The 20,732-nt window shown below is 65.9% G+C and carries 23 protein-coding genes and 1 pseudogene; 5 read left to right on the top strand and 19 right to left on the bottom strand.

The annotated features are described in order from the left end of the window. Positions 1-110 precede the first annotated feature (110 nt). The 9 genes and pseudogenes from GUY30_RS13970 to GUY30_RS17805 all read right to left on the bottom strand — a co-directional run bounded on the left by GUY30_RS13970 (position 111) and on the right by GUY30_RS17805 (position 7,834). On the bottom strand, positions 111-2,264 hold the full coding sequence (locus tag GUY30_RS13970; protein ID WP_167198771.1) for a catalase: 2,154 nt from the start codon (positions 2,262-2,264) through the stop codon (positions 111-113). 44 nt (positions 2,265-2,308) lie between these two features. After that, the gene (locus GUY30_RS13965) at positions 2,309-3,493 is read right to left on the bottom strand and encodes a zinc-dependent alcohol dehydrogenase (protein ID WP_167198768.1); all 1,185 of its coding nucleotides are present in this window, start codon (positions 3,491-3,493) and stop codon (positions 2,309-2,311) included. Positions 3,494-3,555: 62 nt separating this feature from the next. Beyond that, positions 3,556-3,816, bottom strand: coding sequence for a CDGSH iron-sulfur domain-containing protein (locus GUY30_RS13960; protein WP_139908832.1), 261 nt, complete (start codon positions 3,814-3,816; stop codon positions 3,556-3,558). After that, the gene (locus GUY30_RS13955) at positions 3,813-4,838 is read right to left on the bottom strand and encodes an iron-containing redox enzyme family protein (protein WP_167201064.1); all 1,026 of its coding nucleotides are present in this window, start codon (positions 4,836-4,838) and stop codon (positions 3,813-3,815) included. The genes GUY30_RS13960 and GUY30_RS13955 overlap by 4 nt, the downstream gene beginning before the upstream one ends. A gap of 350 nt (positions 4,839-5,188) precedes the next feature. Further along, positions 5,189-5,335 (bottom strand): hypothetical protein, encoded by a 147-nt coding sequence (locus GUY30_RS13950; protein WP_167198764.1) that lies wholly within the window; start codon positions 5,333-5,335, stop codon positions 5,189-5,191. A 203-nt stretch (positions 5,336-5,538) separates the two neighbouring features. Then, the gene (locus GUY30_RS13945; protein WP_167198761.1) at positions 5,539-5,859 is read right to left on the bottom strand and encodes a hypothetical protein; all 321 of its coding nucleotides are present in this window, start codon (positions 5,857-5,859) and stop codon (positions 5,539-5,541) included. Between the two features lie 118 nt (positions 5,860-5,977). After that, entirely contained in the window at positions 5,978-6,157 is a 180-nt protein-coding gene (locus GUY30_RS13940) for an ANTAR domain-containing protein (protein WP_167198758.1), read from the bottom strand. A 6-nt stretch (positions 6,158-6,163) separates the two neighbouring features. Continuing rightward, a pseudogene (locus GUY30_RS13935) lies at positions 6,164-6,427 on the bottom strand (GAF domain-containing protein); the annotation flags it as partial. 270 nt (positions 6,428-6,697) lie between these two features. Further along, a complete protein-coding gene (locus GUY30_RS17805) occupies positions 6,698-7,834 on the bottom strand; it encodes a hypothetical protein (RefSeq protein ID WP_208091428.1) in 1,137 nt (378 codons plus the stop codon). Positions 7,835-8,058: 224 nt separating this feature from the next. Here GUY30_RS17805 and GUY30_RS13925 point away from each other — a divergent pair, with 224 nt between their 5' ends. The 3 genes from GUY30_RS13925 to crtI all read left to right on the top strand — a co-directional run bounded on the left by GUY30_RS13925 (position 8,059) and on the right by crtI (position 10,865). Beyond that, positions 8,059-8,232, top strand: coding sequence for a hypothetical protein (locus GUY30_RS13925; RefSeq protein ID WP_167198755.1), 174 nt, complete (start codon positions 8,059-8,061; stop codon positions 8,230-8,232). 63 nt (positions 8,233-8,295) lie between these two features. Then, positions 8,296-9,228: a phytoene/squalene synthase family protein gene (locus tag GUY30_RS17800; RefSeq protein WP_208091427.1), complete on the top strand. Its 933-nt coding sequence runs from the start codon at positions 8,296-8,298 to the stop codon at positions 9,226-9,228. Next, the gene (crtI, locus tag GUY30_RS13920) at positions 9,225-10,865 is read left to right on the top strand and encodes a phytoene desaturase family protein (RefSeq protein ID WP_208091426.1); all 1,641 of its coding nucleotides are present in this window, start codon (positions 9,225-9,227) and stop codon (positions 10,863-10,865) included. The genes GUY30_RS17800 and crtI overlap by 4 nt, the downstream gene beginning before the upstream one ends. 18 nt (positions 10,866-10,883) lie before the next feature. Here crtI and GUY30_RS13915 read toward each other — a convergent pair whose 3' ends face one another. The 5 genes from GUY30_RS13915 to GUY30_RS13895 are packed head-to-tail and all read right to left on the bottom strand — an operon-like array spanning position 10,884 to position 15,595. Beyond that, the gene (locus tag GUY30_RS13915; protein ID WP_167198749.1) at positions 10,884-12,548 is read right to left on the bottom strand and encodes an FAD-dependent oxidoreductase; all 1,665 of its coding nucleotides are present in this window, start codon (positions 12,546-12,548) and stop codon (positions 10,884-10,886) included. Beyond that, on the bottom strand, positions 12,545-12,883 hold the full coding sequence (locus tag GUY30_RS13910) for a lycopene cyclase domain-containing protein (protein ID WP_167198745.1): 339 nt from the start codon (positions 12,881-12,883) through the stop codon (positions 12,545-12,547). Before GUY30_RS13910 ends, GUY30_RS13915 begins: the two co-directional genes overlap by 4 nt. Continuing rightward, positions 12,880-13,311 (bottom strand): lycopene cyclase domain-containing protein, encoded by a 432-nt coding sequence (locus GUY30_RS13905; RefSeq protein WP_167198742.1) that lies wholly within the window; start codon positions 13,309-13,311, stop codon positions 12,880-12,882. The genes GUY30_RS13910 and GUY30_RS13905 overlap by 4 nt, the downstream gene beginning before the upstream one ends. After that, on the bottom strand, positions 13,308-14,558 hold the full coding sequence (locus GUY30_RS13900) for a cytochrome P450 (RefSeq protein WP_167198738.1): 1,251 nt from the start codon (positions 14,556-14,558) through the stop codon (positions 13,308-13,310). Before GUY30_RS13900 ends, GUY30_RS13905 begins: the two co-directional genes overlap by 4 nt. Then, complete coding sequence (locus GUY30_RS13895) at positions 14,555-15,595, bottom strand: polyprenyl synthetase family protein (protein ID WP_167198735.1); 1,041 nt, start codon at positions 15,593-15,595, stop codon at positions 14,555-14,557. The genes GUY30_RS13900 and GUY30_RS13895 overlap by 4 nt, the downstream gene beginning before the upstream one ends. Before the next feature lie 53 nt (positions 15,596-15,648). Here GUY30_RS13895 and GUY30_RS13890 point away from each other — a divergent pair, with 53 nt between their 5' ends. After that, positions 15,649-16,224, top strand: a complete 576-nt coding sequence (locus GUY30_RS13890) for a MarR family winged helix-turn-helix transcriptional regulator (protein WP_228281371.1) — start codon at positions 15,649-15,651, stop codon at positions 16,222-16,224. 53 nt (positions 16,225-16,277) lie between these two features. Here GUY30_RS13890 and GUY30_RS13885 read toward each other — a convergent pair whose 3' ends face one another. The 5 genes from GUY30_RS13885 to ku all read right to left on the bottom strand — a co-directional run bounded on the left by GUY30_RS13885 (position 16,278) and on the right by ku (position 19,861). Beyond that, positions 16,278-16,559, bottom strand: coding sequence for a DUF6480 family protein (locus GUY30_RS13885; RefSeq protein WP_167198733.1), 282 nt, complete (start codon positions 16,557-16,559; stop codon positions 16,278-16,280). 50 nt (positions 16,560-16,609) lie between these two features. Beyond that, a complete protein-coding gene (locus GUY30_RS13880) occupies positions 16,610-17,503 on the bottom strand; it encodes an SDR family oxidoreductase (protein ID WP_167198730.1) in 894 nt (297 codons plus the stop codon). A gap of 316 nt (positions 17,504-17,819) precedes the next feature. After that, entirely contained in the window at positions 17,820-18,344 is a 525-nt protein-coding gene (locus tag GUY30_RS13875) for a Dps family protein (protein WP_167198727.1), read from the bottom strand. 124 nt (positions 18,345-18,468) lie between these two features. Then, positions 18,469-18,915: a ChaB family protein gene (locus GUY30_RS13870; protein ID WP_323127758.1), complete on the bottom strand. Its 447-nt coding sequence runs from the start codon at positions 18,913-18,915 to the stop codon at positions 18,469-18,471. A gap of 37 nt (positions 18,916-18,952) precedes the next feature. Beyond that, entirely contained in the window at positions 18,953-19,861 is a 909-nt protein-coding gene (gene ku, locus GUY30_RS13865) for a non-homologous end joining protein Ku (protein WP_167198724.1), read from the bottom strand. 275 nt (positions 19,862-20,136) lie between these two features. On the opposite strand from ku, the gene GUY30_RS13860 reads away from it, so the two are divergent. Continuing rightward, a complete protein-coding gene (locus tag GUY30_RS13860; RefSeq protein ID WP_167198721.1) occupies positions 20,137-20,697 on the top strand; it encodes a hypothetical protein in 561 nt (186 codons plus the stop codon). The last annotated feature ends 35 nt before the right edge of the window (positions 20,698-20,732 follow it).

Genomic DNA, 20,732 nt, shown 5'->3' with positions numbered 1-20,732 from the left:
CCTGCTCCGGTCCTCGATGCCTCCGGGCGCATCGACGAGCTGTGAGCCGGATTCCTGGGCTTCCCGCTACCGGCGACGTCACCTTTCCTTCAGCAATGGCATGCAGTGTCTCAGGCCTCGACCCGGGCCCAAGCTCGGTGCTCGCTCAGCCCCTCCTGCAGCTGCGAGAGCGCCGTTTCGAGGTCATCTTTGCAGTACACTCCGGGGTCGTCGGCCGTGATGCCGTACTTCTCCATCATGGTGCAGGAGTCTCCGCTGGCGGCGATGAACTTGAGATGACGCCACGCTTCCGTGATCAGGAGCTCGATCTCGGTGGTCAGCTCGGCACCATCGGCGAAGAAGAAGGCGTCGAGTTCGCTCGAGGCCACGGTCAGGTATGTCCGCTCGACGGCGACGCTCCGCTCGCCGGAGGTGATGCGTCCACCCACCGGAGCGATCGTGATGGGGACCATTCCCGCCTCGGCGATGCGGTCGTAGGCGCGGATGACCTGCTCGGGGTCGGTCCCACTGCCGGTGACGATGCCGATCTTGCGCCCGTCGACCGGCCAGCGCTTCCCCACCTGGGACAGTGCCGGGCTCGGTTCGATATCGCTGCGCGGCGGCGTCTGAGCCGCAGGGGCCTCGAGACCCAGCCCCTCGGCGACCATGCGGGCAAGCTCCGAGTCGATGCAGGCGAGCACAGCGACCTCGCGCTCCCGGATCGTCTCCTCGTAGCATTTGCCGAGCTCGAAGGTGAAGGCATCGGCGAGGTGCTGCTGTTCGACGGGGGTGAGGCTGAGCCAGAACATGCGCGGCTGGGAATAGTGGTCGTCGAAGGACTCCGGCGAACGGCGTTCCTTCTTCGACGCCGGAATCTCGTGGGCGATTTCGACGAACGTATGCTCGTCGGTCTGCTCGGCAGGGAACGGGTTGCCGCCGTCGAGCGAATTCGGCTTGTACGGTGCGGTGCCGCGATGGTCGGCAGTCTGGTGCATTCCGTCGCGGAACATGTCGTTGACCGGGCAGTGCGGACGGTTGATCGGGAGCTGAGAGAAGTTCGGCCCGCCCAGTCGGGTGAGCTGGGTGTCGAGATAGGAGAACAGCCGCCCTTGGAGCAGCGGATCGTCGGTGATGTCGATGCCCGGGACCACATGCCCGGGGTGGAACGCCACCTGCTCGGTCTCATCGAAGAAGTTGCTGGGATTGCGGTTGAGCGTGAGCATTCCCAGCGGCTGTACGGGTGCGAGCTCCTCGGGCACGATCTTCGTCGGATCGAGCAGGTCGATTCCCTCGAAGGTCTCATGGGGGTCGTCGGGGAAGACCTGGACGCCGAGTTCCCACTGCGGGCATGCTCCGGCCTCGATGGCGTCGGCGAGGTCCCGGCGATGGAAGTCCGGATCGACGCCGTTGACCATCTGGGCCTCCTCCCAGATGAGCGAATGCACACCGGCCTTCGGCTTCCAGTGGAACTTCACCAGGGAGGTCTCTCCGGCGGAGTTCTCGGTTCGGAAGGTGTGGATCCCGAAGCCCTCCATCATCCGGAAGGAGCGGGGGATGCCCCGATCGGACATCTGCCACATCGTGTGATGAGTCGCCTCGGTGTGCAGGGACACGAAGTCCCAGAAGGTGTCGTGAGCGCTCTGCGCCTGCGGGATCTCACGGTCCGGGTGCGGTTTGGCCGCATGGACGATGTCGGGGAACTTGATCGCATCCTGGATGAAGAACACCGGGATGTTGTTGCCGACGAGGTCGAACACACCGTCCCTCGTATAGAACTTCGTCGCGAAGCCCCGGGTGTCGCGGACGGCGTCGGCCGAGCCGCGCGAGCCGACGACCGAGGAGAAGCGGGTGAAGACCTCCGTCTCGACGTCGGGGGCGAGGAAGGCCGCCTTCGTGATGGTCGCGGCATTGCCGTAGGAGATGAACGTGCCGTGGGCGGCAGAACCGCGCGCGTGGACGACACGTTCGGGGATGCGCTCATGGTCGAAGTGGGTGATCTTCTCCCGCAGGTGGTGGTCCTGCAGCAGGGTCGGTCCACGGGAACCCGCCTTGAGCGAATGGTCCGTGTCATAGAGCCGGGCGCCCTGGGCAGTGGTCAGCCAGCTGCCCTGTTGGGCCTGGTCCTCCTGCTCGTCGCGACTGGGCGCCCCTGTGGGTGACGTCGGCTTCGGACCGCTCTGATCGGGCTTCGGCGGCAACGGCTCTCGCGGCGTCGTCGGCTCCTCGAAGTCCGGAGTGCGGGAACCGGGTTTGCCCGGAATGATCGGTCGATCTTCTGTACTCATGGTGTCTCCTCAATGGTGGGTTGACTGCAGAAGCGGTGGGCGGCTCACAGATCCGCGTTCGGGTCGAGGACGACCTTGATGCAGCCGTCGGTCTTCTGCTGGAACATCTCATAGGCTTCGGGAGCTGAATCGAGGGGAAGCCGGTGGGTGACGAGGTCATCGACGCCAAGCGGATCGTCGGAGCTTTCGACCAACGGCAGAAGGTCATCGGTCCAGCTGCGGACGTTGCACTGCCCCATCCGCAGCTGGATCTGCTTGTCGAAGAGGGTGAGCAGCGGCATGGGTGAGAGTGCCCCACCGTAGACTCCGCTGAGCGAGAGGGTCCCGCCCCGACGGACCAGATCGATCGCCGCGTGGAGGACCGCGGTCCTGTCGATGCCGCTGGTCTCCATGAGCTTCCGCGCGGCCGGAGGCGGGAGCAGACCGGTCGCCTGCTGTGCGGCCGAGGCCAGCGGGGACCCGTGTGCTTCCATCCCCACGGCGTCGACGACCGCGTCGGGCCCACGCCCGGAGGTGGCCTCTCGGATGGCCGAATGTGCGTCCTCGTCGAAGTCGAAGACCTCGATCCCGTGGCGAGCGGCCATGTCACGACGTTCGGGGACCGGGTCGAGAGCGAAGACCTGCGCGCCGAGGTGTCTGCCGATGCGGGCGGCGAACTGGCCGACAGGCCCGAGACCGTAGACGCCGAGCGAGTCGCCTTCCCTGATCCCGGCGTATTTCACTGCCTGCCATGCCGTGGGGAGGATGTCGCTGAGGAAGAGGTAGCGGTGGTCGGGAAGATCGGCACCGACCTTGATCGGTCCGACGTCGGCATAGGGGACACGGAGGTATTCTGCCTGCCCGCCGGGCACAGACCCGTAGAGTCGAGAGTAGCCGAACAGCTGTGCCCCGGACCCGTACTGCCTCACCTGTGTGGTCTCGCATTGGGTGTACAGCCCCTGCTCGCACATCCAGCAGCGGCCGCAGGAGATGGGAAACGGCACGACCACCCGATCGTCGGTCGACAAGCCGGAATCGGGGCCGGCCTCGACGACTCGACCCATCGTCTCGTGCCCGATGATGTCCCCGCGGTCCATGAATGGACCCAGCACTTCGTAGAGGTGAAGGTCGGAGCCGCAGATGGCGGTGGAGGTGACTTCGATGATCGCGTCGTTCGACTTGTGACGGATCGGATCATCGACCGTCTCCACAGAGACGTCTCTCTTGCCTTGCCAAGTGACTGCACGCATTGTCTTCTCTCCTTCTCGATCGACAGTGTGTTCGCCCGTCGGAGCGGTCGCTCGCCCGCGGGTCAGTCGTTATCCGATGGCTCCGCGGGGTCTGTCGGCTGGTCTTCTGTCGGCGGTGGTGCGGGAGCACGGAAGCCGACGGCCCGATGGGAGCCGTCGCACAGCGGTGGGATTCCGGTCTTCCCGCACCGGCAGAGGGCGACGACCCGACGTTCGGTTGCCGTCTCCTCCCGTCCTGGTGCTGTGAGGACCGCGAAGTCGCCTCGGATCAGCAGCGGCCCGTCCGGGCACGGAGTGATGGTGGTGGTCGGAGTCGTGTTCACAGCGACCTCCCGCCCGCTCGCAGCGAGCTGGCTCCTGTGGACCAGGCCGCGAGCATCCGGGAACCGGTGATGTCGTCGAGGCGGAGGCAGGCCGCGGCACCGAAGAGGATGTCGGGGATGAGTCCCGGTTCGTCGTCGGCTGCCCCTCCCGCGAGGTCATGTGCGGCGATCTGTTCGTGAACGGCGTCGGCTTCGACGTGTTCGTCGAAGTACCACGTGACGTCCCGGTCGAAGCCGTTTCTGGAGAAGGCACGAGAGTAGAGGCCGTTGGGGATGGACGAGGTCATCTCGAACGCCGCGAGATGACCGATGGCGGCACCTCGCAGGCGCCGGTTGAGACCGAAGAGGTTCATCGCGTTCACCGAGGCGAGAGTGACCGCAGGCACGTCATCGAGGTAGTGATCGGGTCGGTCGTCCAGACCGAATCCGCGCAGCGCCTGGGCGAAGATCTCGGCGTGGACGCGCTCGGGTCTGCCGCCGCCGTATTCGTCAGCCTGGATCTCGACGAGGGCTGCCTTCGCCCGTCCGCGCAGTCGAGGTATCGCCCAGGAATGGGGATCGGCTTCGCGCAAGGTGTAGATGGACTTGTGGATGAGGAATTCCCGCAGCTGGTCGACGGACGCGTGCTTCGCCGCCCATGTGGCCAGCTCCGGCTGCGCCACCTCGCTGGTCATCGAGAACAGTGTCTGTGCGAGTTCGGCGCCGGAGCGCGGAATGAGGTCCGGCAATGGCGCGAGTGCTCGCAGCGCGGTCTCGAAGCGGCGCTCGATCCTTCCGCGGATCCCGATCAGCGAGGGGTCCCATTCCCAGTCTCCGTGCACGAAATCGGCAGGGCCGGTGTGCAGGGTGTAGAGAAGGTGGAGCGCCAGCTGCAGATCCTCGTCGCGGAACATGTCCTCACTCGACACCAGCGCAGAAGAAGCGGCCGCGTCGAGTTCGGGCAGCAGCTCAGCAGCTTCCCCGCCGTCAGATGTGAGCACGCTGAGCAGCAACGAGGTGACCTCGCCTCTCGGCCGAGGCATGAGCCCGCGCTCCGGCGCAGTGAGCGGTGCAGGGCTGTTCAGTTCGTCGATCGCACCAGTCTGTGTCATCCGCTGACTCCTCATCGTCGGCCGTGCCTGAGTAGACAGCGTGGCAAAGTGCGCTGCCGATGTCAGCGTCCGCACGAGACTCATACTTCATCGCCGCTGAGCCGTCGGCAGGCGGGCCAGGCACGGAACGCGGCCCGAGGACGGTCGCTTGGGACGGCGTGACGACCGTCTCTGTGTCCGCGAACGGCAACGTTGTCTGAGGCACCCGCCGGGGGCGGCGGCCCCCTGGACAGTGCTCGGGAGCACTCAGGATGATGAGCGTCCCGCACCCGGAGAGTGGGTCATCCGACCGTTCCCGCTGCGGGGGAGCAGACGACACGCACACTGACACGAGGAGACGATGAAGATGACGACAGCACATCGGCGGGCACGAACCGCGCCTCGGCCCATGGCAGCTCGTGAGCGGCGACGACGGTCGCCCGCCACATGCGCAGGTCCTTCGCGCTGAAGTCGTGTCCGGCGACGTCTCGGATGTTGTCGTTGCCGGCGACGGCGGACAGCTGATCCTCTGTTGGCGCCCTTCCTCAGAATTTCCTCACCGCTGAGATCGACGAGCACGATGTTTCTCGTCGCCCCAGGATGTCGAGACCGATGCCGAGACGCAAGAGGTGTGACAGATGCGGTCGCTGCCCTATTCGACGGAGTTCTCGTGCTTATGCCCCACGTTCTTGGGCAGAGTCTGCATCTGGGCACCGATGACCGGGTCGCTGTCGATGTGCTTGCGCGCGATCGGGCACGAGACGGTGATGGGGATCCGGCGATTCAGTGAGTCTTCGAGAGCCAGACGCAGGAGTTCGCGGCAATGCCGTTCCGAATCGAGGGGCTCAATGGCTTCGCAGTAGACGAACATGATCTCGTCCGCTGTGATCGTGTAGTGAAGAGAGGCGACGAGCTGTCCGGGAAGGTAGAGATCGAACTTGGAAGCTTCGCTGTTGTTGAGCAGAGTGTACACAGTGGTCCCTTTGGGTCCAGGAAGGCGGCCATCTGCTTGACCGATTCTCAGATTATCCCAGAGCCGCACCGGACAACAAGTGGCAGGTCGAAGAGAATGAGCAGACGGACGTGCCGGATCAGTCGGTGACCGTGCCCGGCAGCGCACCGGTGCTGACGAACTCCTCGGCGACCTCACGCAGCTTCGTGTTCGTCTTCGAGCTCACCTTCGTGAGCAGCAGGAACGCCTCGTGCTCACTGATCTTGTGCCGTTCCATGAGGATCCCTTTCGCCTGACCGATGAGATCCCGCGAGGCCACTGCCTCTTAGAGCTGTCCCTGCTTCTGCGCGTTGGCCAGAGCCAGAGAGGCATGAGCGGCCACTCCGCTTCCGATGTCTTCCGATTCCTGGTCGAAGGCGCGGGGAGTCTTCGAATAGAGATTGAGGGCACCGAGGCTGTCGACCTCGACGAAGAGTTGGAAGGCGAGCATGCTCCTCACTCCCTCAGAGACCGCGCTGGAGGCGAACCGGGGCCAGGGGGTGGGGTCGGTGAGATCCGGGACCCGGACGATGCGATGCTCGCGGATGGAGTCGAAGCACCCTGCTCGCCGATCTGCGCAGTAAGTCGATGCCGTTCGTCATCGGTAACGGTGGGCGCGGGAGCGACAGCCGCGTCGCGGGGTATGTCATCGGTCGGTTCTGCCGAGGTCTCGTCCATCAGAGATGCCACTCCAATCGTGTCTCAGGTGTCGACCCTGGGATGGCTGTCTTCAGTATTCGTCCATGTCGGGATCTTCGTCAATGGCCTCCGACGGCCGTTTCTCGTCGCCTACCGCCGGACCTGGCGGCGAAGTGTCCCTTCACCGCAGAGTCGACTTCAGCTCCTCGACGCGTGCGGTGAGCCCGGCGATGTCGAGTCCCTGACTCTTCTCGATCAGTTCCCGAGTCTGTTCGGGGCAGAGGATGCCGGATGCGATGAGTCGGGAGACCGGCGTGTCCGGACGATCGTATTCGCGTCGACGCTCTCCTGCAGGAGAGAGGCGCCAGCCCACGGGGTTCTTGACAGGCATGAAGTAATTGAGGCGGTCGGCCAGGGCCGACCACAGCTGGTTGACTCTCGCGACCGCGGCATCGATGTCGTGCGGCGTGCCGAGCGGGAGGTTGAGGCCGCTGAACGTCCGATCGGGTACGCGAGACCCTTGTCGGAGATCGCTCATGCAGTGGACTTCGATGAGGTTGTCCTCTGCCCACTTCTCGATGGCGCTGTCCGGGACCGCCGGTGGCAACAGGATTCCGGTGACGATGAAAGGCACCGCGCGCACCATCTGCGCGAGCATGTCGACCACTTGCGTGCCGGGGGCGAAGGTCCTCGTGTGCACCCACCCGATCTCCACGTCGGTGAATGTCACTGTGACGCAGTCCTCGTCGGTCAGTGTCGTGACCGTCAGCAGTTCGACGAGGAAGTAGCCGGGTTCGGGCTCGAGGAGCGAACGCATGCGCTGCCGCGGGAGGGAAGCACGCATCCCCGCCCCGGTGCCGGTCAGCCACGAATCGTCCTGGTCGCCGGCCTTGGCACCGCGCAGGTACCGATCGATCGTCGCCGCGGAGATGTCGAGGAGTTCCCTTCGCACCGAGGGCGAATAGCCGTGCCGTCCCTCACGGAGGTGACCGTGCCGCTCCAGGGAGTCGAGGCAGTCGGCCATCGCCGCCTCGAGGTACTTGCCGCAGGGGCGGCCGGAGGACTTCCACACGAGTTCGAGAGCCCGCTGGGCACGAGAGGAGAACTTCTTCGGCTTGAGGCGACGGCGGTCGACGACAGCGTCGAGGGAGACCCCGGCTCTGATCTGGTGGAACTGGCTGCGCAGTTGGTGGCGCGCGTGATCGCGTGTCCACCCGGTCGCCTCCGTGAGCGTGTCGAGGATCGTGCCCTTGCCCTTGCGCGACGACGCCTCATAGGAGCGAGCGTAGGTGCGGGCTAGTTGGATGGGTGAAGTCATGATGTCATCCTCCGAATCGGATCGGGGAGCCACCGGGACTCCCGTTGTGCCAGAGACGCTATTGAGGGCGACGTTTCTGTGGAAGGGTCTTTACAGATCCGCGGGTTTCGTCTAGGTGACCCGAGCGACCTCGGGAATCCTCAACCTCGGTCCTCGCAACGGCAAAGCGGGGGTTTGCATTGGGCGCCGAGGGGTCTTGTCGCTGTCGAGTCCCGGCGCCTAGCGTGACCACATGGACAATGCGGTCACGGCCACAGCATTCCCTGCACTTCGGTGAGGAAGGAAGGATCACGATGATCGACGCCGGCGGGAGGCTGCTCGACGATTCGGACGAGCATCCGAGCTTCCGCGTCTACGCCGACCTGATCGGGCGTCCCTTCTGCCTCGTCCTCGAATGACACCGCGACGCCGCCCGAGCGAAGATTCGCTTACTTGGCAGATATTTAGCTAAGCTAACGAACATGACGCGGCGAAGCAGCACCATCGATGAGCTCTACACGCGCACCGCCGAGGATGCGTCCAGGGCCGTGATCGCGAGCTATTCGACCTCTTTCGGTCTTGCGGTCAGACTGCTCGGAGCCAGAAACCGGCACCATATCCGCAATATCTACGCCCTGGTCCGCATTGCCGATGAGATTGTCGATGGCCTGGCCCTCGAAGCAGGGCTTGACGAGGCCGAGCAGCGGGAGATGCTGGACCGGTTCGCATCCGCCACCCACGCGGCGCTGCGCAACGGCATCAGTGACAACCTCGTCATCCATGCCTTCGCCCGGACCGCTCGCGCAGCAGGCATCGACTCCGAGCTCATCGACCCGTTCTTCGCCTCCATGCGGGCAGACCTGGAATCCGCGGACGCCGGTTCCGGTCGTAGGACCGAGGCGGCGACCGCGTCGCCGGTCCGCGGCTTCGACGCGAAGGAACATGCCGAGTACGTCTTCGGGTCCGCCGAGGTCGTCGGACTCATGTGCCTCAAGGTCTTCCTCATCGATCTCGACCGCACCCCCGCCGAGGTCGCCCGGCTCGAGTACGGGGCACGGCAGCTGGGAGCGGCGTTCCAGAATGTCAACTTCCTGCGCGACCTGGCCGATGATGATCAGCGCCTCGGCCGCAGCTACCTCACCTCGGGACACCGACTCACCGAGGCTGAGAAAGCCGAATGGGTGAACACGATCCGGCAGCAGCTCGACGCCGCGCAGGATGCCATCACCGGACTGCCGAAGGACGCGCGCACTGCGGTCCGCTGCGCCTGCGCGCTCTTCACCGCGCTCACCGAGAGGATTGCCTCTACTCCCGTCGCCGAGCTCTACCGACATCGGGTGCGGGTCCCGAGCGCCGTGAAGGCTCGACTGACAGCCCACGCAGTCATGACTTCAGCCCGCGAAGGTCGGAAGTGAACCGGCGGAGCGGCTCCGGTGCCGTCAGCAGCCCGCGCACCGGCATCATCGGCGGGGGAGCCGCCGGGCTGGCCACAGCTATCCTCCTCGCCCGCGAAGGCCACTCGGTTGACCTGTTCGAGAAGAACAGCGAACTCGGCGGGCGCATCGGCGTGTTCGAGCGTGAGGGCTTCCGTTTCGACACCGGGCCCTCTTGGTATCTCATGCCCGAGGTCTTCGAACACTTCTTCGCTCTCGCCGGCACCAGCGCCGAGGCCGAACTCGACCTCCGCATGCTCGATCCCGGCTACACCGTATTCAGCCCACCGGGGCCGGTCGATGAGAGCACGGGCGCCCCGGGGCGCACGCGAGAACTGACGATCCCGCAGGGCAGGTCCCGGGTGCGGGCGATCTTCGAAAGCGTCGAGCGAGGCACGGGAGGTTCCCTCGACGACTACCTCGTCTCGGCCGCGCGCACAAAGGAACTCGCGCTCGCCCACTTCCTCTACAACCCCTTCACCTCGCCACGGTCCCTGCTCCATCGGGACATCCTCGGCGCGCTGCCGACACTGTTCCGGCAGTTGGGGACCTCTCTGACCGACTTCGCGAACGCATCGTTCCACGATCCGGTGCTGCGCCAGATCCTCCAATACCCCGCGATCTTCCTCGGCACCGACCCGCGACGGGCACCGGCGATCTACCACCTCATGAGCACCCTCGACCTCGACCAAGGTGTCAGTTACCCCATGGGCGGGTTCCATACGATCATCGACGCCCTCGTCCGGCTGGCCGAACGCTCCGGGGTGCGCCTGCACACAGGAGCCGATGTCACGCACATCGACACCGAGGCAGCACCCGGCCCCGGACGGACCGGACGCCGGGCAACCGGTCTGCGTTGGACCGATGGCGCTGGACGCACACGCACGCATTCCGCCGACGTCATCGTCTCCGCCGCCGACCTCCACCACACGGAGACGCAGCTGCTCGGCCCCGAGGACCAGAGCTTCCCGGAACGCTCCTGGTCGTCAGTGACGAGCGGCCCCGGGGCGGTGCTCGTCTTCCTCGGCATCGAGGGCGAGCTCGAGGCGCTGCCGCATCATTCGCTGTTCTTCACCGAGGACTGGGAGTCGAACTTCGACGCGATCTTCGGGTCCACGCAGAAGATCCCCTCACCGGCCTCGATCTATGCCTGCCGTCCCAGCGCCACCGATCCCACCGTCGCTCCGCCCGGGCACGAGAATCTCTTCCTCCTCATCCCCGTCCCCGCCGATGCAGGGCTCGGAGCCGGGGGAGACGACGGGGCAGGAGATCCGCGGATCGAAGCGGCCGCCGATCGTGCGATCGACCAGATCGCCCGATGGGCCGACATCCCCGACCTGCGCCGGCGCATCAGAGTGCGCAGGACGCTGGGACCGACGGACTTCGCCGAGGACTTCAACTCCTGGCTCGGCGGGATGCTGGGGCCCGCGCACACGCTGCGCCAGAGCGCGATGTTCCGCCGGCAGAACTCTTCGAAGGCAGTCGACGGGCTGTTCTATGCCGGTGCCACGACGGCGCCCGGGGTCGGCGTGCCGATGTGCCTCATCAGCGCCGAGCTCGTCCTCAAACGCCTCCGCGGAGACTCCAGCCCGGGACCACTGCCGATCCCTGCACCGTGAGGGACTTGGGGGCGGCGGTCAGCGCCCGGTGCCTGCTCCTCGCCTGGGCCCCGTTGCCCCACTCCTGCGCAGTGCGCCGAGGAGACCCCGGCGGAGCAGACCGCGCCGAGGCGGCGACCAGATCTCGGTTCCCTCCACCCGCCAACCGGCGAGCAGTTCGTTCGCGGCCATGAACCCCGTCGTCGCCGCGCGTTCCATGAGCGCCACAGGTGCCTCACAGCGGATCGAATCCCCGGCGAGCACCAGTCCGGGAAACGCGGTGGTGACGCCGGGGCGGTCGTTGTACGCCCGCGTGTCGGCGAGAGCGCAGTCGTCTGCGATGAGCAGCTCCTGGGCGGTGATGGCGATGTCGGCTGTCTCTGGGTAGACAGCGTGGAGGTCGGCCAGCAGTTGGCGTGTCACGGCTTCCCGGTCGACGGCTTCGGACTCGAACATCGCTCGCGTGCCGCCCCGATGAGCGGTGCCGAGCGCATAGGCGTGGAGTTCGACGACAGAGCCGCCGTGCGTATGCCGCCACCTCTCCGCCCCGGCCTCGAAGCGTTCGAGGACCGAGATGTTGTCGAGCAGCGCATAGCCGGTCGTGCCGAGGAAAGCCGGTCGGCTCGGATCCACCTCGTCTTCCAGCCACAATCTCAGCACCGCGAACGGCGGGGCGTTCCGCTGCGAGGTGACGCTGCTCAGCCACCGCTCGCGAGCTCCCGTGCCTGCGGCCGGTGACCCGGGTGCGTGTCCGAGCGCGTCGGTGTCGACCGAGTCCTCGAGTCCGGCCAGCAGCGTCCGAGTGCTCCGCGGATCAGCGGCGAGCACGAGCGCATCGCTCTCGAGCGTCCCGCTCGTCGTCTCGGCGCGCCACCTGCCCGCACTGTCCCGTGGGCGGAGCGCGGTGACCGCGGTGTCGGTCTCGATCCGCACCCCAGCCTCGGCGAGGTATTCGCTCAGGGGCGACCACAGTGCGGTGTCGTAGTCGTCGTCGGGGACGTCGAAGAGCAGCCCTTCGGCGGAGCCCGTGAAGTACGTGTGGAACATCGCGACGAGCTCCCCGGCGGAGAAGTCCGCAGGGTGAGCGAAGAAAGAGCGGGCGAAGACCTCGAGCGCGAGATGCCGCGCCCCGACCGGGAACCGCAGCCGGTCGAGGAACTGCTCGGCCGACTCTCCGTCGTAGCGTCGATAGGAGTCCGGGAAGTCGACGTCGATGAGTTCGAATGCCGTCGTCAGGTCGACGTCGGCCAGACCACGCAGCGGGAAGGACGGGCTGGTGAGCACGAATCCCGCGAGACTGAGCGGGGGAGTCCGAGGAATCCGGGCGAAGGAGTCGCGCAGACCGTTCCGACCCACGAGTGGATAGTCCGTGACCGGGACCAGACGGTCCAGGCCGGGATCGGCGCGTGCGAGCAGGCTGCGGAGATTGTAGTACTGGCGGAAGAAGGCATGGAATCCGCGGCTCATCGACCGGTCCCCGTCGAGGCTCCAGGCCCGGACCCGTCCACCGAGGCTGGATTCGGCCTCGACCAGGTGCACACTCACGCCGTGCTCGGCGAGGACCGCGGCCGCGGCCAGTCCGGCGATGCCGCCGCCGACGACGGTCACCCGCTTGGGCCGCAGCAGACGCGGACGCCCCGGGTGGGAGGGGTTGAGGATCGCGTGCCGGTCGCGGGGGCGTAGCTGGGAGGCGCGGCGGTTCATGTGCTCTCCTCTCCGGTGGATGCAGCGTGCCTGTCCAGGCGCCACTGCCAGAGCATGAGGACGGCGGTGATCATGGCGAAGCCGAAGCCGAAGTCCTCGATCGGGATGTCCCACGGGAACCGGATACCACTCAGACCCTGCGGATTGTAGATGACGATGGGGTCAGAGAGCTTCGTCAGCCAGCCGTCGACGAAGCACTGGAAGACCAGGCAGATGCTCAGCGCCGCCCAGTACTTCGCCCGGCGGAAGATGCCTGAGCGGAAGACGAACAGCTCGAGGCCGACGACGAGGATCATTCCGACGACGGTCATGATCGTGTACTCGGGCACGCTCATCGTTCGCCGCCTCCTTCGGATTCGGGCGGCCGGTCGGTGCGCTCGTGTGGCCGGGACTGGATTGCGGGCCGGGGTGGACTGTCCTGCCGGGGCAGGCTTCCCGGCCGGGTGCGCTTGCGCACCGCCGTGAGCACCGTGCCGACCGCCTCATAGCTGAGCAGGGCGCACAGGGGGATGACGATGAAGAACACGAGCTCCTCGAGCGGCAGGTTGCCGAGGTGGATGCCGGTGACGAATCGCGGGTTGTACACCCAATGGTCACGGGCGATAGCGACGACGTCCCAGAGGCAGAAGACGACGATGACGGGCACGAGCGCCCACAGCACGGTTCTCCACCGACGGTACACCCGAGCCCGGAAGAACAGCTCCAGCGGCAGGGTGATGAGGACGCAGGCACCCATGAGGAGCAGATACTCGAAGGCGCTCACGACAGTCTCCTCTCCGGGCCGGAGCACTCGTCGAAGGCCAGTTGGAGTCCACGCAGCCGGTAGCCAGAGATGACGCTGTCCCAGCCGATCTCCGGCTCGGCGACCAGTCGCGGGCCGCGGTCGAGCAGGCGATGGACGAGGGCATCGGTCTCGAACAGCGCCAGCGACTGCCCCGGGCACTTGTGCGCACCGTCGCTGAAGCTCATGCCGACCGCCGGGACGGCTCCGGTGGTGTGTCGCACGGGGCACAGGGAATGCGGCTCGGGTCCCATCGCCTCTTCATCGGTGTTCGTCGCGCGGACGCAGACGTCGATGAGGTCCCCGGCGGGGATCGTCACGGTGCGATCCGGTGCCGTGACCTCGATGTCGGCCTGAGTGCGTCGAAAGAGGTGGCCGACGACCGGTTCGAGGCGGATGATCTCCTCGAGGATCTCCAACCGGCGAGGCCGGTCGGCCGCGAGGTACTCCGCCCCGAGCTCGCCGTCTGAGAGCAGGTGCCAGCACGCCATGGTGATGAATTCGCGGGTGGTGACCATCCCGGCCGTGCCGTAGGTGACGCACTCGACGAGGATGTCCGACGTGCTGTGTCCGGCCCCGATGAGATGGGACAGGACGTCATCGCGCTGCCTGCGGCGTCGGGCCCGAAGCGCCGGTCGGACGTCGGCGAGGTAGAACCGGACGATCGGGACGAGGCCGTTGACCGCGGCCTGCAGCCACTGCTTCCGGGTCCGGCCCCAACCGGGGGCGGCGAGGTCGACCGGCGGCTGGGTGAAGAATCCCTCGAGCCGCCGCGACATGCCCGCGATGGAGGATTCGGTCAGTCCCACGACTTCGGAGGTCACGGCCACGGAGAAGTGCAGAGCCACCTCGTCGAGGCGGCACCGGCCGGTCTCGGCAACCCGGCCGACCGTGTCCTGCGCGAGAGCATCGATGCGCTCGCCGTACCTGTCGGCGATCACAGCGGGGGCGAAGAATCGGGCGAGCTCTCGGCGCTGCGAGTCATGGGACTCCCCGTCGGAGATGAGGATCGGGTGGCGACGGAAGACGCCGCGAGGGATCCGCTCTGCGGTGAATCCGGCCTGTGTCGTGAGGTGTCGGGCCCGCAGCACCTGGCGGGCGGCCTCGAAGGAGCGGATGCGCCAGAGGTCGGGACCGTGATCGAAATGCACCTGCTCGACCGGGGGACCGGCCGGCTCATCGCTGGGCACCGCCCGTCGGCTCGGCCGACACCGATCGGCCCCGCTCATGCGCACCTCAGACTGCAGGCGGAGGTGAGGTCCGCGAGTCTGCCGGCAAGCGCCTGCGGCAGCTCCGCCTCGGCGATGAGCCCGGCGATGGTCTTGCAGTGCTCGGCGATCATCGATTCGACGTATGCCCTCGCCCCGGACTCCTCGATGGCCTGCCGCAGCCGGAGGCCACCCTCGGCGTCGAGGCCCCGATCGCCGAAGAGATGGGCGACCTGGGACCAGGCCGAATGGGTTCGGGCCGTGTTGATGAGCAGGGTCTCCTTGCCTTCTCGGAGGTCGCTGAGTACGGATTTGCCGGTCTCGTGCTCATCGCCGAAGAGCCCGAGGACATCGTCCCTGAGCTGATAGACGATGCCGATGCGGCGGCCGATGGCGCGCAGCCGCTCGACCAGGCTGTCGTCGCTTCCGGCGAGGACCGCGGCGATGGACAGCGGGGCTTCGAATGAGTAGGCGGCGGTCTTGCGTCCGATCATCGTGAGCACGTCACCGGAGTCGGCCTCGTCGAGGTGGAGGCTCAGCCACACGTCGGACTGTTCTCCAGCGACGCTCTCGGCGATCGTCTCATCGTAGATGTCGAGGATCGCGAGTCTGCGCGGCGCCTCGAGGTCGAGGCGCGCCAGGAGGGACTGGGCCTCGTTGAGCATGAGGTCACCGGCGAGCAGGGACGAGGAGATCCCCCACGTCTGCGCTGCGGCGCTCGTGGCTCCGAGGAGCATGGCCTCGGAGGAGAACTGACCGGTGATGTTCATCTCTCCTCGCCGGACGGTGTCGTTGTCGATGACATCATCGTGGATGATCAGGCCGATGTGCAGCAGCTGCATCGCGCCGGCGGCGTCCGTCGCGGCCTGCGTTGCCGTGCCTCCCAGGCCCTCATGGGCATCGATGAGCAGGCGGGGCCTGATCATCTTTCCGCCCAACGCCATCCTCGACAGCGCTTCCCAGAGCTGTTCGTACTGCTGGGTGCGGACTCGAGAGCGTCGCCGAGCAGCGGCGAGGACTTCGACGAGGCGGGATTCGACGGTCAGGACGCTCTCCAATTTCTTTAGCCAGGCGAGAGTTCAATCTAACACGTCAGCGGTATGCTGTCAGCGTGCCGTCCGCAGACTCGAAGGCAGCTGGGCTGACCTACTCTTCGAATGAATCGGAGTTCTCCGATCGCTCGGCCCTGTCCGAATCCGAGATCGCGGAGTGCACCGCGCTGATGGAGGCCCTGCGGCAGTGGCACGAGGCCGAACGCGACCTCGCCGAGGCGTCGCGGCGGTATATGCAGCTCAACGACAGCGATATGCGCACCATCCGCCTGCTCATCCGCGCGCAGCGCCAGGGGCTCATCGTCACTCCCAAGGACATCGCTGCTGCCGTCGGGATCTCCAGCGCCTCGACGACGAAGCTCGTCGATCGCCTCGTCGCCGGTGGGCACCTGATCCGGGTTCCCCACCCCCACGACAGGCGCACCACCAGCGTCGAGGTGACAGAGGAGACCGCGCAGGCAGCGCACGAGTCGGTGGGTCGCCAGCATGCCCGTCGCTTCGACGTGATCGCGGCCCTGAACAGCCGGGAGCGCCAGACCGTGCTGCGGTTCTTCTCTGCCATGACCGAAGCCGACTGCCCGCAGGGCGTACTGGCTGATGACGGGAGCGGACGGTCGACGCAGGACCGTGATTAGGACCGGGCTGTTCCCGTTCCTCTCACCGTCCCTGAGTCTTCGCTGCGGTCGGATCAGCCGAAGACCCCGACGATATAGGCGACGAAGAAGAAGATCATGATCGCCAGCAGGCAACTGATTCCGACGATCACCCATTTCGTCTTCGGGGGCCGCGACGCCGGAGGGTGAGGCGGCGAGGCGGTCGCCGAGTGCGACTCAGGAGGAGTCGCACCTGGTCGGACGCTTCCGCCCTCATCGAGGTCGGGGTCGCCGGCTGGGCCCGGGTCGAGGTTGGGATTGCCGGTGCCGTGCCGGTCGGTGTTCGGTTTCGGCTGTTTGTCATCGTGTGAACTCATCAGGTCTCCTTCGGGGCGCGGGGCCGCGGTGACCATCCTGGAGCGGTTGCTCACGGGGTGGGCTGGCCGCCGTTGACGTTGAGGGTCTCACCGATCACGTAGCTCGACTCCGACGAGGTGAGGAAGACGTACGCAGGTGCGAGCTCTGTCGGCTGCCCTGCCCGTCCCAGCGGAGTGTTCTTGCCGAAGTGCGGCAGCGCCTCCTTCGGCTGGCCGTCGGAGACCTGCAGCGGGGTCCAGATCGGCCCCGGTGCCACGGAATTCACTCGGATGCCCTTCGGAGCCAGCTGAGTGGCCAGTCCCTTCGTGAAGTTGTTGATCGCCGCTTTCGTCGACGCATAGTCGATGAGGTGGGCGGACGGCGAATACGCCTGCACGGAGGTGCTGTTGACGATCGTCGACCCAGGCTCGAGATGCTCGAGCGCGGCCTGGGAGACCCGGAACATCGCGTGGATGTTCGTCCGGAATGTGTCCTCCCACTGCTCGTCCGTGAGGTCGGCGATGTCTTCGACGGCGATCTGTCGGCCGGCATTGTTGACCACCGCATCGAGCCCGCCCAGTTCCTCTGCCGCCCGGCGGACCACTTCGCGGCAGTACTCGGGATCGGACAGGTCTCCCGGGAGAGGCACGGCCTTGCGGCCGGCCTGGCGGATGACTTCGCAGACGTGCTGGGCATCCTCCTCCTCGGCGGGCAGATAGGACAGAGCGACATCGGCTCCCTCACGGGCGAAGGCGATCGCGACGGCGGATCCGATGCCGGAGTCCGAGCCGGTGATCAGCGCCCTGCGGCCGCGGAGCCTGCCTGTGCCGGTGTAGCTGTCCTCACCGCGATCCGTGCCGGGGATGAGTTCCGCGTCGAGTCCCGGTTCGGGCTGATCCTGCTTCGGCGGTGAGATGTCGGGAAAGCGAGTGGTGGGATCCTGGAAGGTCAGCTGGTCGCTCATCGTATTCCTCCTTTGTCGTCGGTGGCCTCTGTATGTCCTGCCTCGCGCGCACAGTGCGAGCAGCAGAACAGCGCTTGGCCGTCATGGACACCGTGGCCGAGGATGCGGCATCCGCAGTGTTCGCAAGTGGGTGCGGCCTTATGGATCGCGCATTCGAAGCTGTCGAATGTCCACGAGTCGTTTCCGAATGACAGGGTGAATGTCTGTTCGTAGTCGTTTCCGCAGGTGTCGCAGACGGACATGGGAATCTCCTTGCTGGTGGGTGAGTCATCGGCACCGCTGCCGGGGCGGCTGTGCCTCCACCGCGGGGGCGGCCTCAGCTCGGCCGGCGCGTCTCGGCGCTGATGAACCAGGCCTGCTGTTCGAGCTGGGCGATGTATTCGTGGAACAGATCCGCGGTCGTCGGGTCGGCGGAGTCGACCTCGTCGTGGCAGGTGCGCATGCTGCCGACCGTCGTCTCGATCGCGTCCACGACGTGGTCGATCGCATCGTGGGTGGTGATCTCTCCGGCCGGGAACGTCGCCAGATCGGTCTGCGCGGCGATGACCGCGGGCCGTCCGTCGGGCGAACCGTGCAGTGCCCTCATCCGTTCGGCGAGGGCGTCGCTGCCGTTGCGGGCCACTGTCGTCACCTCGTCGAGGTTGAGATGGAGATCTCGGAAGTTCGTGCCCACGATGTTCCAGTGCGCCTGTTTGGCGACCAGGCTGAGGGCGATGAAGTCGACGAGGACGTTCTGCAGGTTCTTCGTCAGCGACTCGGGTGCGACGAATCCCCTCTCGGCGTTCTCCCTCCGGGTGTCTTCGGATCCGTGCGGTTCGGGAACGGTGACTGTGTCTGTCATGGTGCTCCGATCTCTGTTTGTGCGTCTGTCGGGACAGCGGGACGGAGATCCTCACGGTAGTCTCGGTGTTCGGCCGCCGGAAGAACTCTCCATGCCGCTTCGTTTTCGCCGCTTCGGGTCGGTGTCAGGAGTTCTGCTTCGTCTTGCGCTTGCTCTCCTTCTCGAGTGCGTCGACGAGTTCTTTCTTCGTCATCGACGAACGTCCCGAGATCTTCAGCTTCTTCGCCTGCTCGTAGAGGTGCTCCTTCGAGGCTTTCGCGTCGACTCCGCCGGCGGTCTTGCGGTCGGTGTTCTTGCCACCGGAGCTCTGAGCGTCCGACGGGCCGGAGGAGTCCTTCGCCTCCCACTTGTCGCCGACCTTCTCATAGCTGTGTTTGAGAGCGTCGTAGGCGACCTGGTGAGCGCGCTTCTCGTCTCCGTATTGGTCGATGGCCGAGTCGTAGGCCTTGGCGAAGGTCCGCTGCGCCTTCTTGCTCGACTTCTCCAGCGTCGAGGGCAGCTCGGTCTCCTTCGGCTTTCCTGTCTTCGTCGTCTTCGGCATGGTGTGAACTTCTCCTATCGTGTCGTTCATGGCCAGAGGTTTCTGCAAGGTTGGCTGAGGTTGCACTTCATCCGGTGCGTTTCTTCGGGGCCGATTTCTTCGCCGTCGACTTCTTCGGTTTCGCGCTCGACTTCTTCGACGAGGTCTTCTTCGCATTCGACTTCTTGCCCGGCGTCCCCTTCTTCGCCGACCGCGAACTGTCCACGGATTTGCGCAGCGCCTCCATGAGGTCGATGACATCGCCTCCGGTGTCCTCCTCGGAGTCTTCCTCGTCGAAGGTCTTCTCGATGTCGAGGCTCTCGCCGGATTCGATCTTCGCGTCGATGAGTTTGCGCAACTCGACCTGGTAGTCGTCGCTGAACTCCTCGGGGGTGAAGTCCTCGGAGTAGGACTCGACGAGCTTCTCCGACATCTCGAGTTCCTTGTCCGAGATCTTCGCCTTCGAGTTCACGCCCTTGAAGTCGACGTCGCGGATCTCATCGGCCCAGCGCAGGGTCTGGATCATGAGGACCTTTCCGCAGACCCGCAACACGGCCAGACGCGTACGGGTGCGCAGAGTGAGCTTGACGATCGCGGTCCGCTCGGTGTCCTCGAGCGTCTTACGCAACAGGAGGTAGGCCTTCGGCGTCTTCGACGTCGGCTCGAGGAAGTAGGCCTTCTCGAGCATGATGGGGTCGATCTCGTCGCTGGGCACGAATTGCAGGACGTCGATATCGTCGTTGTCCTCTGCCGGAAGAGCCTCGAAGTCCTCACTGGTGAGGACCACGCGGTGCTCGCCGTCGTCGAAAGCCTTATCGATGTCGTCGTACTCGACGGTCTTCCCGCATTCCTCGCAGTGATGCTGATTGCGGATCCGCCCTCCGTCCTTCTTGTGGACCTGATGCATTCGCACGTCGTGGTTCTCCGTGGCCGAGTACAGCTTCACGGGCACATTCACGAGGCCGAAGGCGATGGATCCGGTCCAGATAGCTCTCATGACCCCATTGAAACGCAGGTTTCGAGCACTGGCTAGCCCCCTCAGGCCGACCCGGGAAATGTAGGGAGCAGGCACCAGCCCCGCGCAATCTGGTGGTTGCGCTCATCTTCTCGACTCAGGAGAAGACGAGACAGAGCTCGTTGGAGGACTCCGTGCGATCGATCGCGAAACTCAGAAGTGCGCGTGGGGACCGCGGTGACCCCGGTCTGGGACGGGATGACACCGCATACATCGTGATGCCCGGATGGCTCAACCGGCTGCGGCTGCTGACAGGAATGGTGCGCAGCAACCGGCCCGGGCGGATGCTGCCCGCGCTGACCACCTCCATCGCCGCGGCGGCGGCCGTGGGCACATTCGGTGTCTTCTACAGTTCGATGTGGACATTGGCCGATTCCCTGCATCCGGCGCGTCTGCTCCTGATCGGTCTGCTCGTCATCGCGGCGCTGACCTTCTGGCTGATCTTCCGCAATCGCCTCTGGACCAAGCGGCGCGATGCGGTGTACGCATGGCAGGGCGGGCTGGACAACACCACCACGGTCATCATGGTGGGTACCAGCGTGGCCCTGATGTTCCTGGTCCTGTTCGCCTTTTTGTTCGCACTGGGACTGGTCGTCGTCGATGATGGCCAGCTCGGTTCCGAACTCATGCATTCCGTGAGCTTCTTCAACTATCCGAGGCTTGCGTGGTTGGCGGCTTGTCTGGGCACATTGGCCGGAGCACTCGGCTCCAACTTCGACAGCGACGATGAGATTCGGCGAGCAACGTACAGCAAGCGCGAAAGCGAACGCCGCGAACGCCGCGAACGCCGCGACACCGACGACGAGGCAGAGGCCTGAGCTCTTCGGGCTCAGACCCGCGCGTACGTGCCCAG

Origin of the sequence: Brevibacterium pigmentatum (assembly GCF_011617465.1) — a bacterium.
Lineage (GTDB): Bacteria > Actinomycetota > Actinomycetes > Actinomycetales > Brevibacteriaceae > Brevibacterium > Brevibacterium pigmentatum.
Note: the sequence above shows the minus strand (reverse complement) of the source record. Positions and strands in the feature narration are given on the sequence as shown.

Coding starts and splice junctions, on each gene's coding strand:
- GUY30_RS13900 (WP_167198738.1), bottom strand. CDS start 14,558: ATGAGCGGGGCCGATCGGTGTCGGCCGAGCCGACGGGCGGTGCCCAGC.
- GUY30_RS13950 (WP_167198764.1), bottom strand. CDS start 5,335: ATGTGGCGGGCGACCGTCGTCGCCGCTCACGAGCTGCCATGGGCCGAG.
- GUY30_RS13875 (WP_167198727.1), bottom strand. CDS start 18,344: ATGACAGACACAGTCACCGTTCCCGAACCGCACGGATCCGAAGACACC.
- GUY30_RS13915 (WP_167198749.1), bottom strand. CDS start 12,548: ATGAACCGCCGCGCCTCCCAGCTACGCCCCCGCGACCGGCACGCGATC.
- GUY30_RS17805 (WP_208091428.1), bottom strand. CDS start 7,834: ATGACTTCACCCATCCAACTAGCCCGCACCTACGCTCGCTCCTATGAG.
- GUY30_RS13965 (WP_167198768.1), bottom strand. CDS start 3,493: ATGCGTGCAGTCACTTGGCAAGGCAAGAGAGACGTCTCTGTGGAGACG.
- GUY30_RS13880 (WP_167198730.1), bottom strand. CDS start 17,503: ATGAGCGACCAGCTGACCTTCCAGGATCCCACCACTCGCTTTCCCGAC.
- GUY30_RS13870 (WP_323127758.1), bottom strand. CDS start 18,915: ATGAACGACACGATAGGAGAAGTTCACACCATGCCGAAGACGACGAAG.
- GUY30_RS13860 (WP_167198721.1), top strand. CDS start 20,137: ATGGTGCGCAGCAACCGGCCCGGGCGGATGCTGCCCGCGCTGACCACC.
- GUY30_RS17800 (WP_208091427.1), top strand. CDS start 8,296: ATGACGCGGCGAAGCAGCACCATCGATGAGCTCTACACGCGCACCGCC.
- GUY30_RS13885 (WP_167198733.1), bottom strand. CDS start 16,559: ATGAGTTCACACGATGACAAACAGCCGAAACCGAACACCGACCGGCAC.
- ku (WP_167198724.1), bottom strand. CDS start 19,861: ATGAGAGCTATCTGGACCGGATCCATCGCCTTCGGCCTCGTGAATGTG.
- GUY30_RS13910 (WP_167198745.1), bottom strand. CDS start 12,883: ATGAGCGTGCCCGAGTACACGATCATGACCGTCGTCGGAATGATCCTC.
- GUY30_RS13955 (WP_167201064.1), bottom strand. CDS start 4,838: ATGCCTCGGCCGAGAGGCGAGGTCACCTCGTTGCTGCTCAGCGTGCTC.
- GUY30_RS13970 (WP_167198771.1), bottom strand. CDS start 2,264: ATGAGTACAGAAGATCGACCGATCATTCCGGGCAAACCCGGTTCCCGC.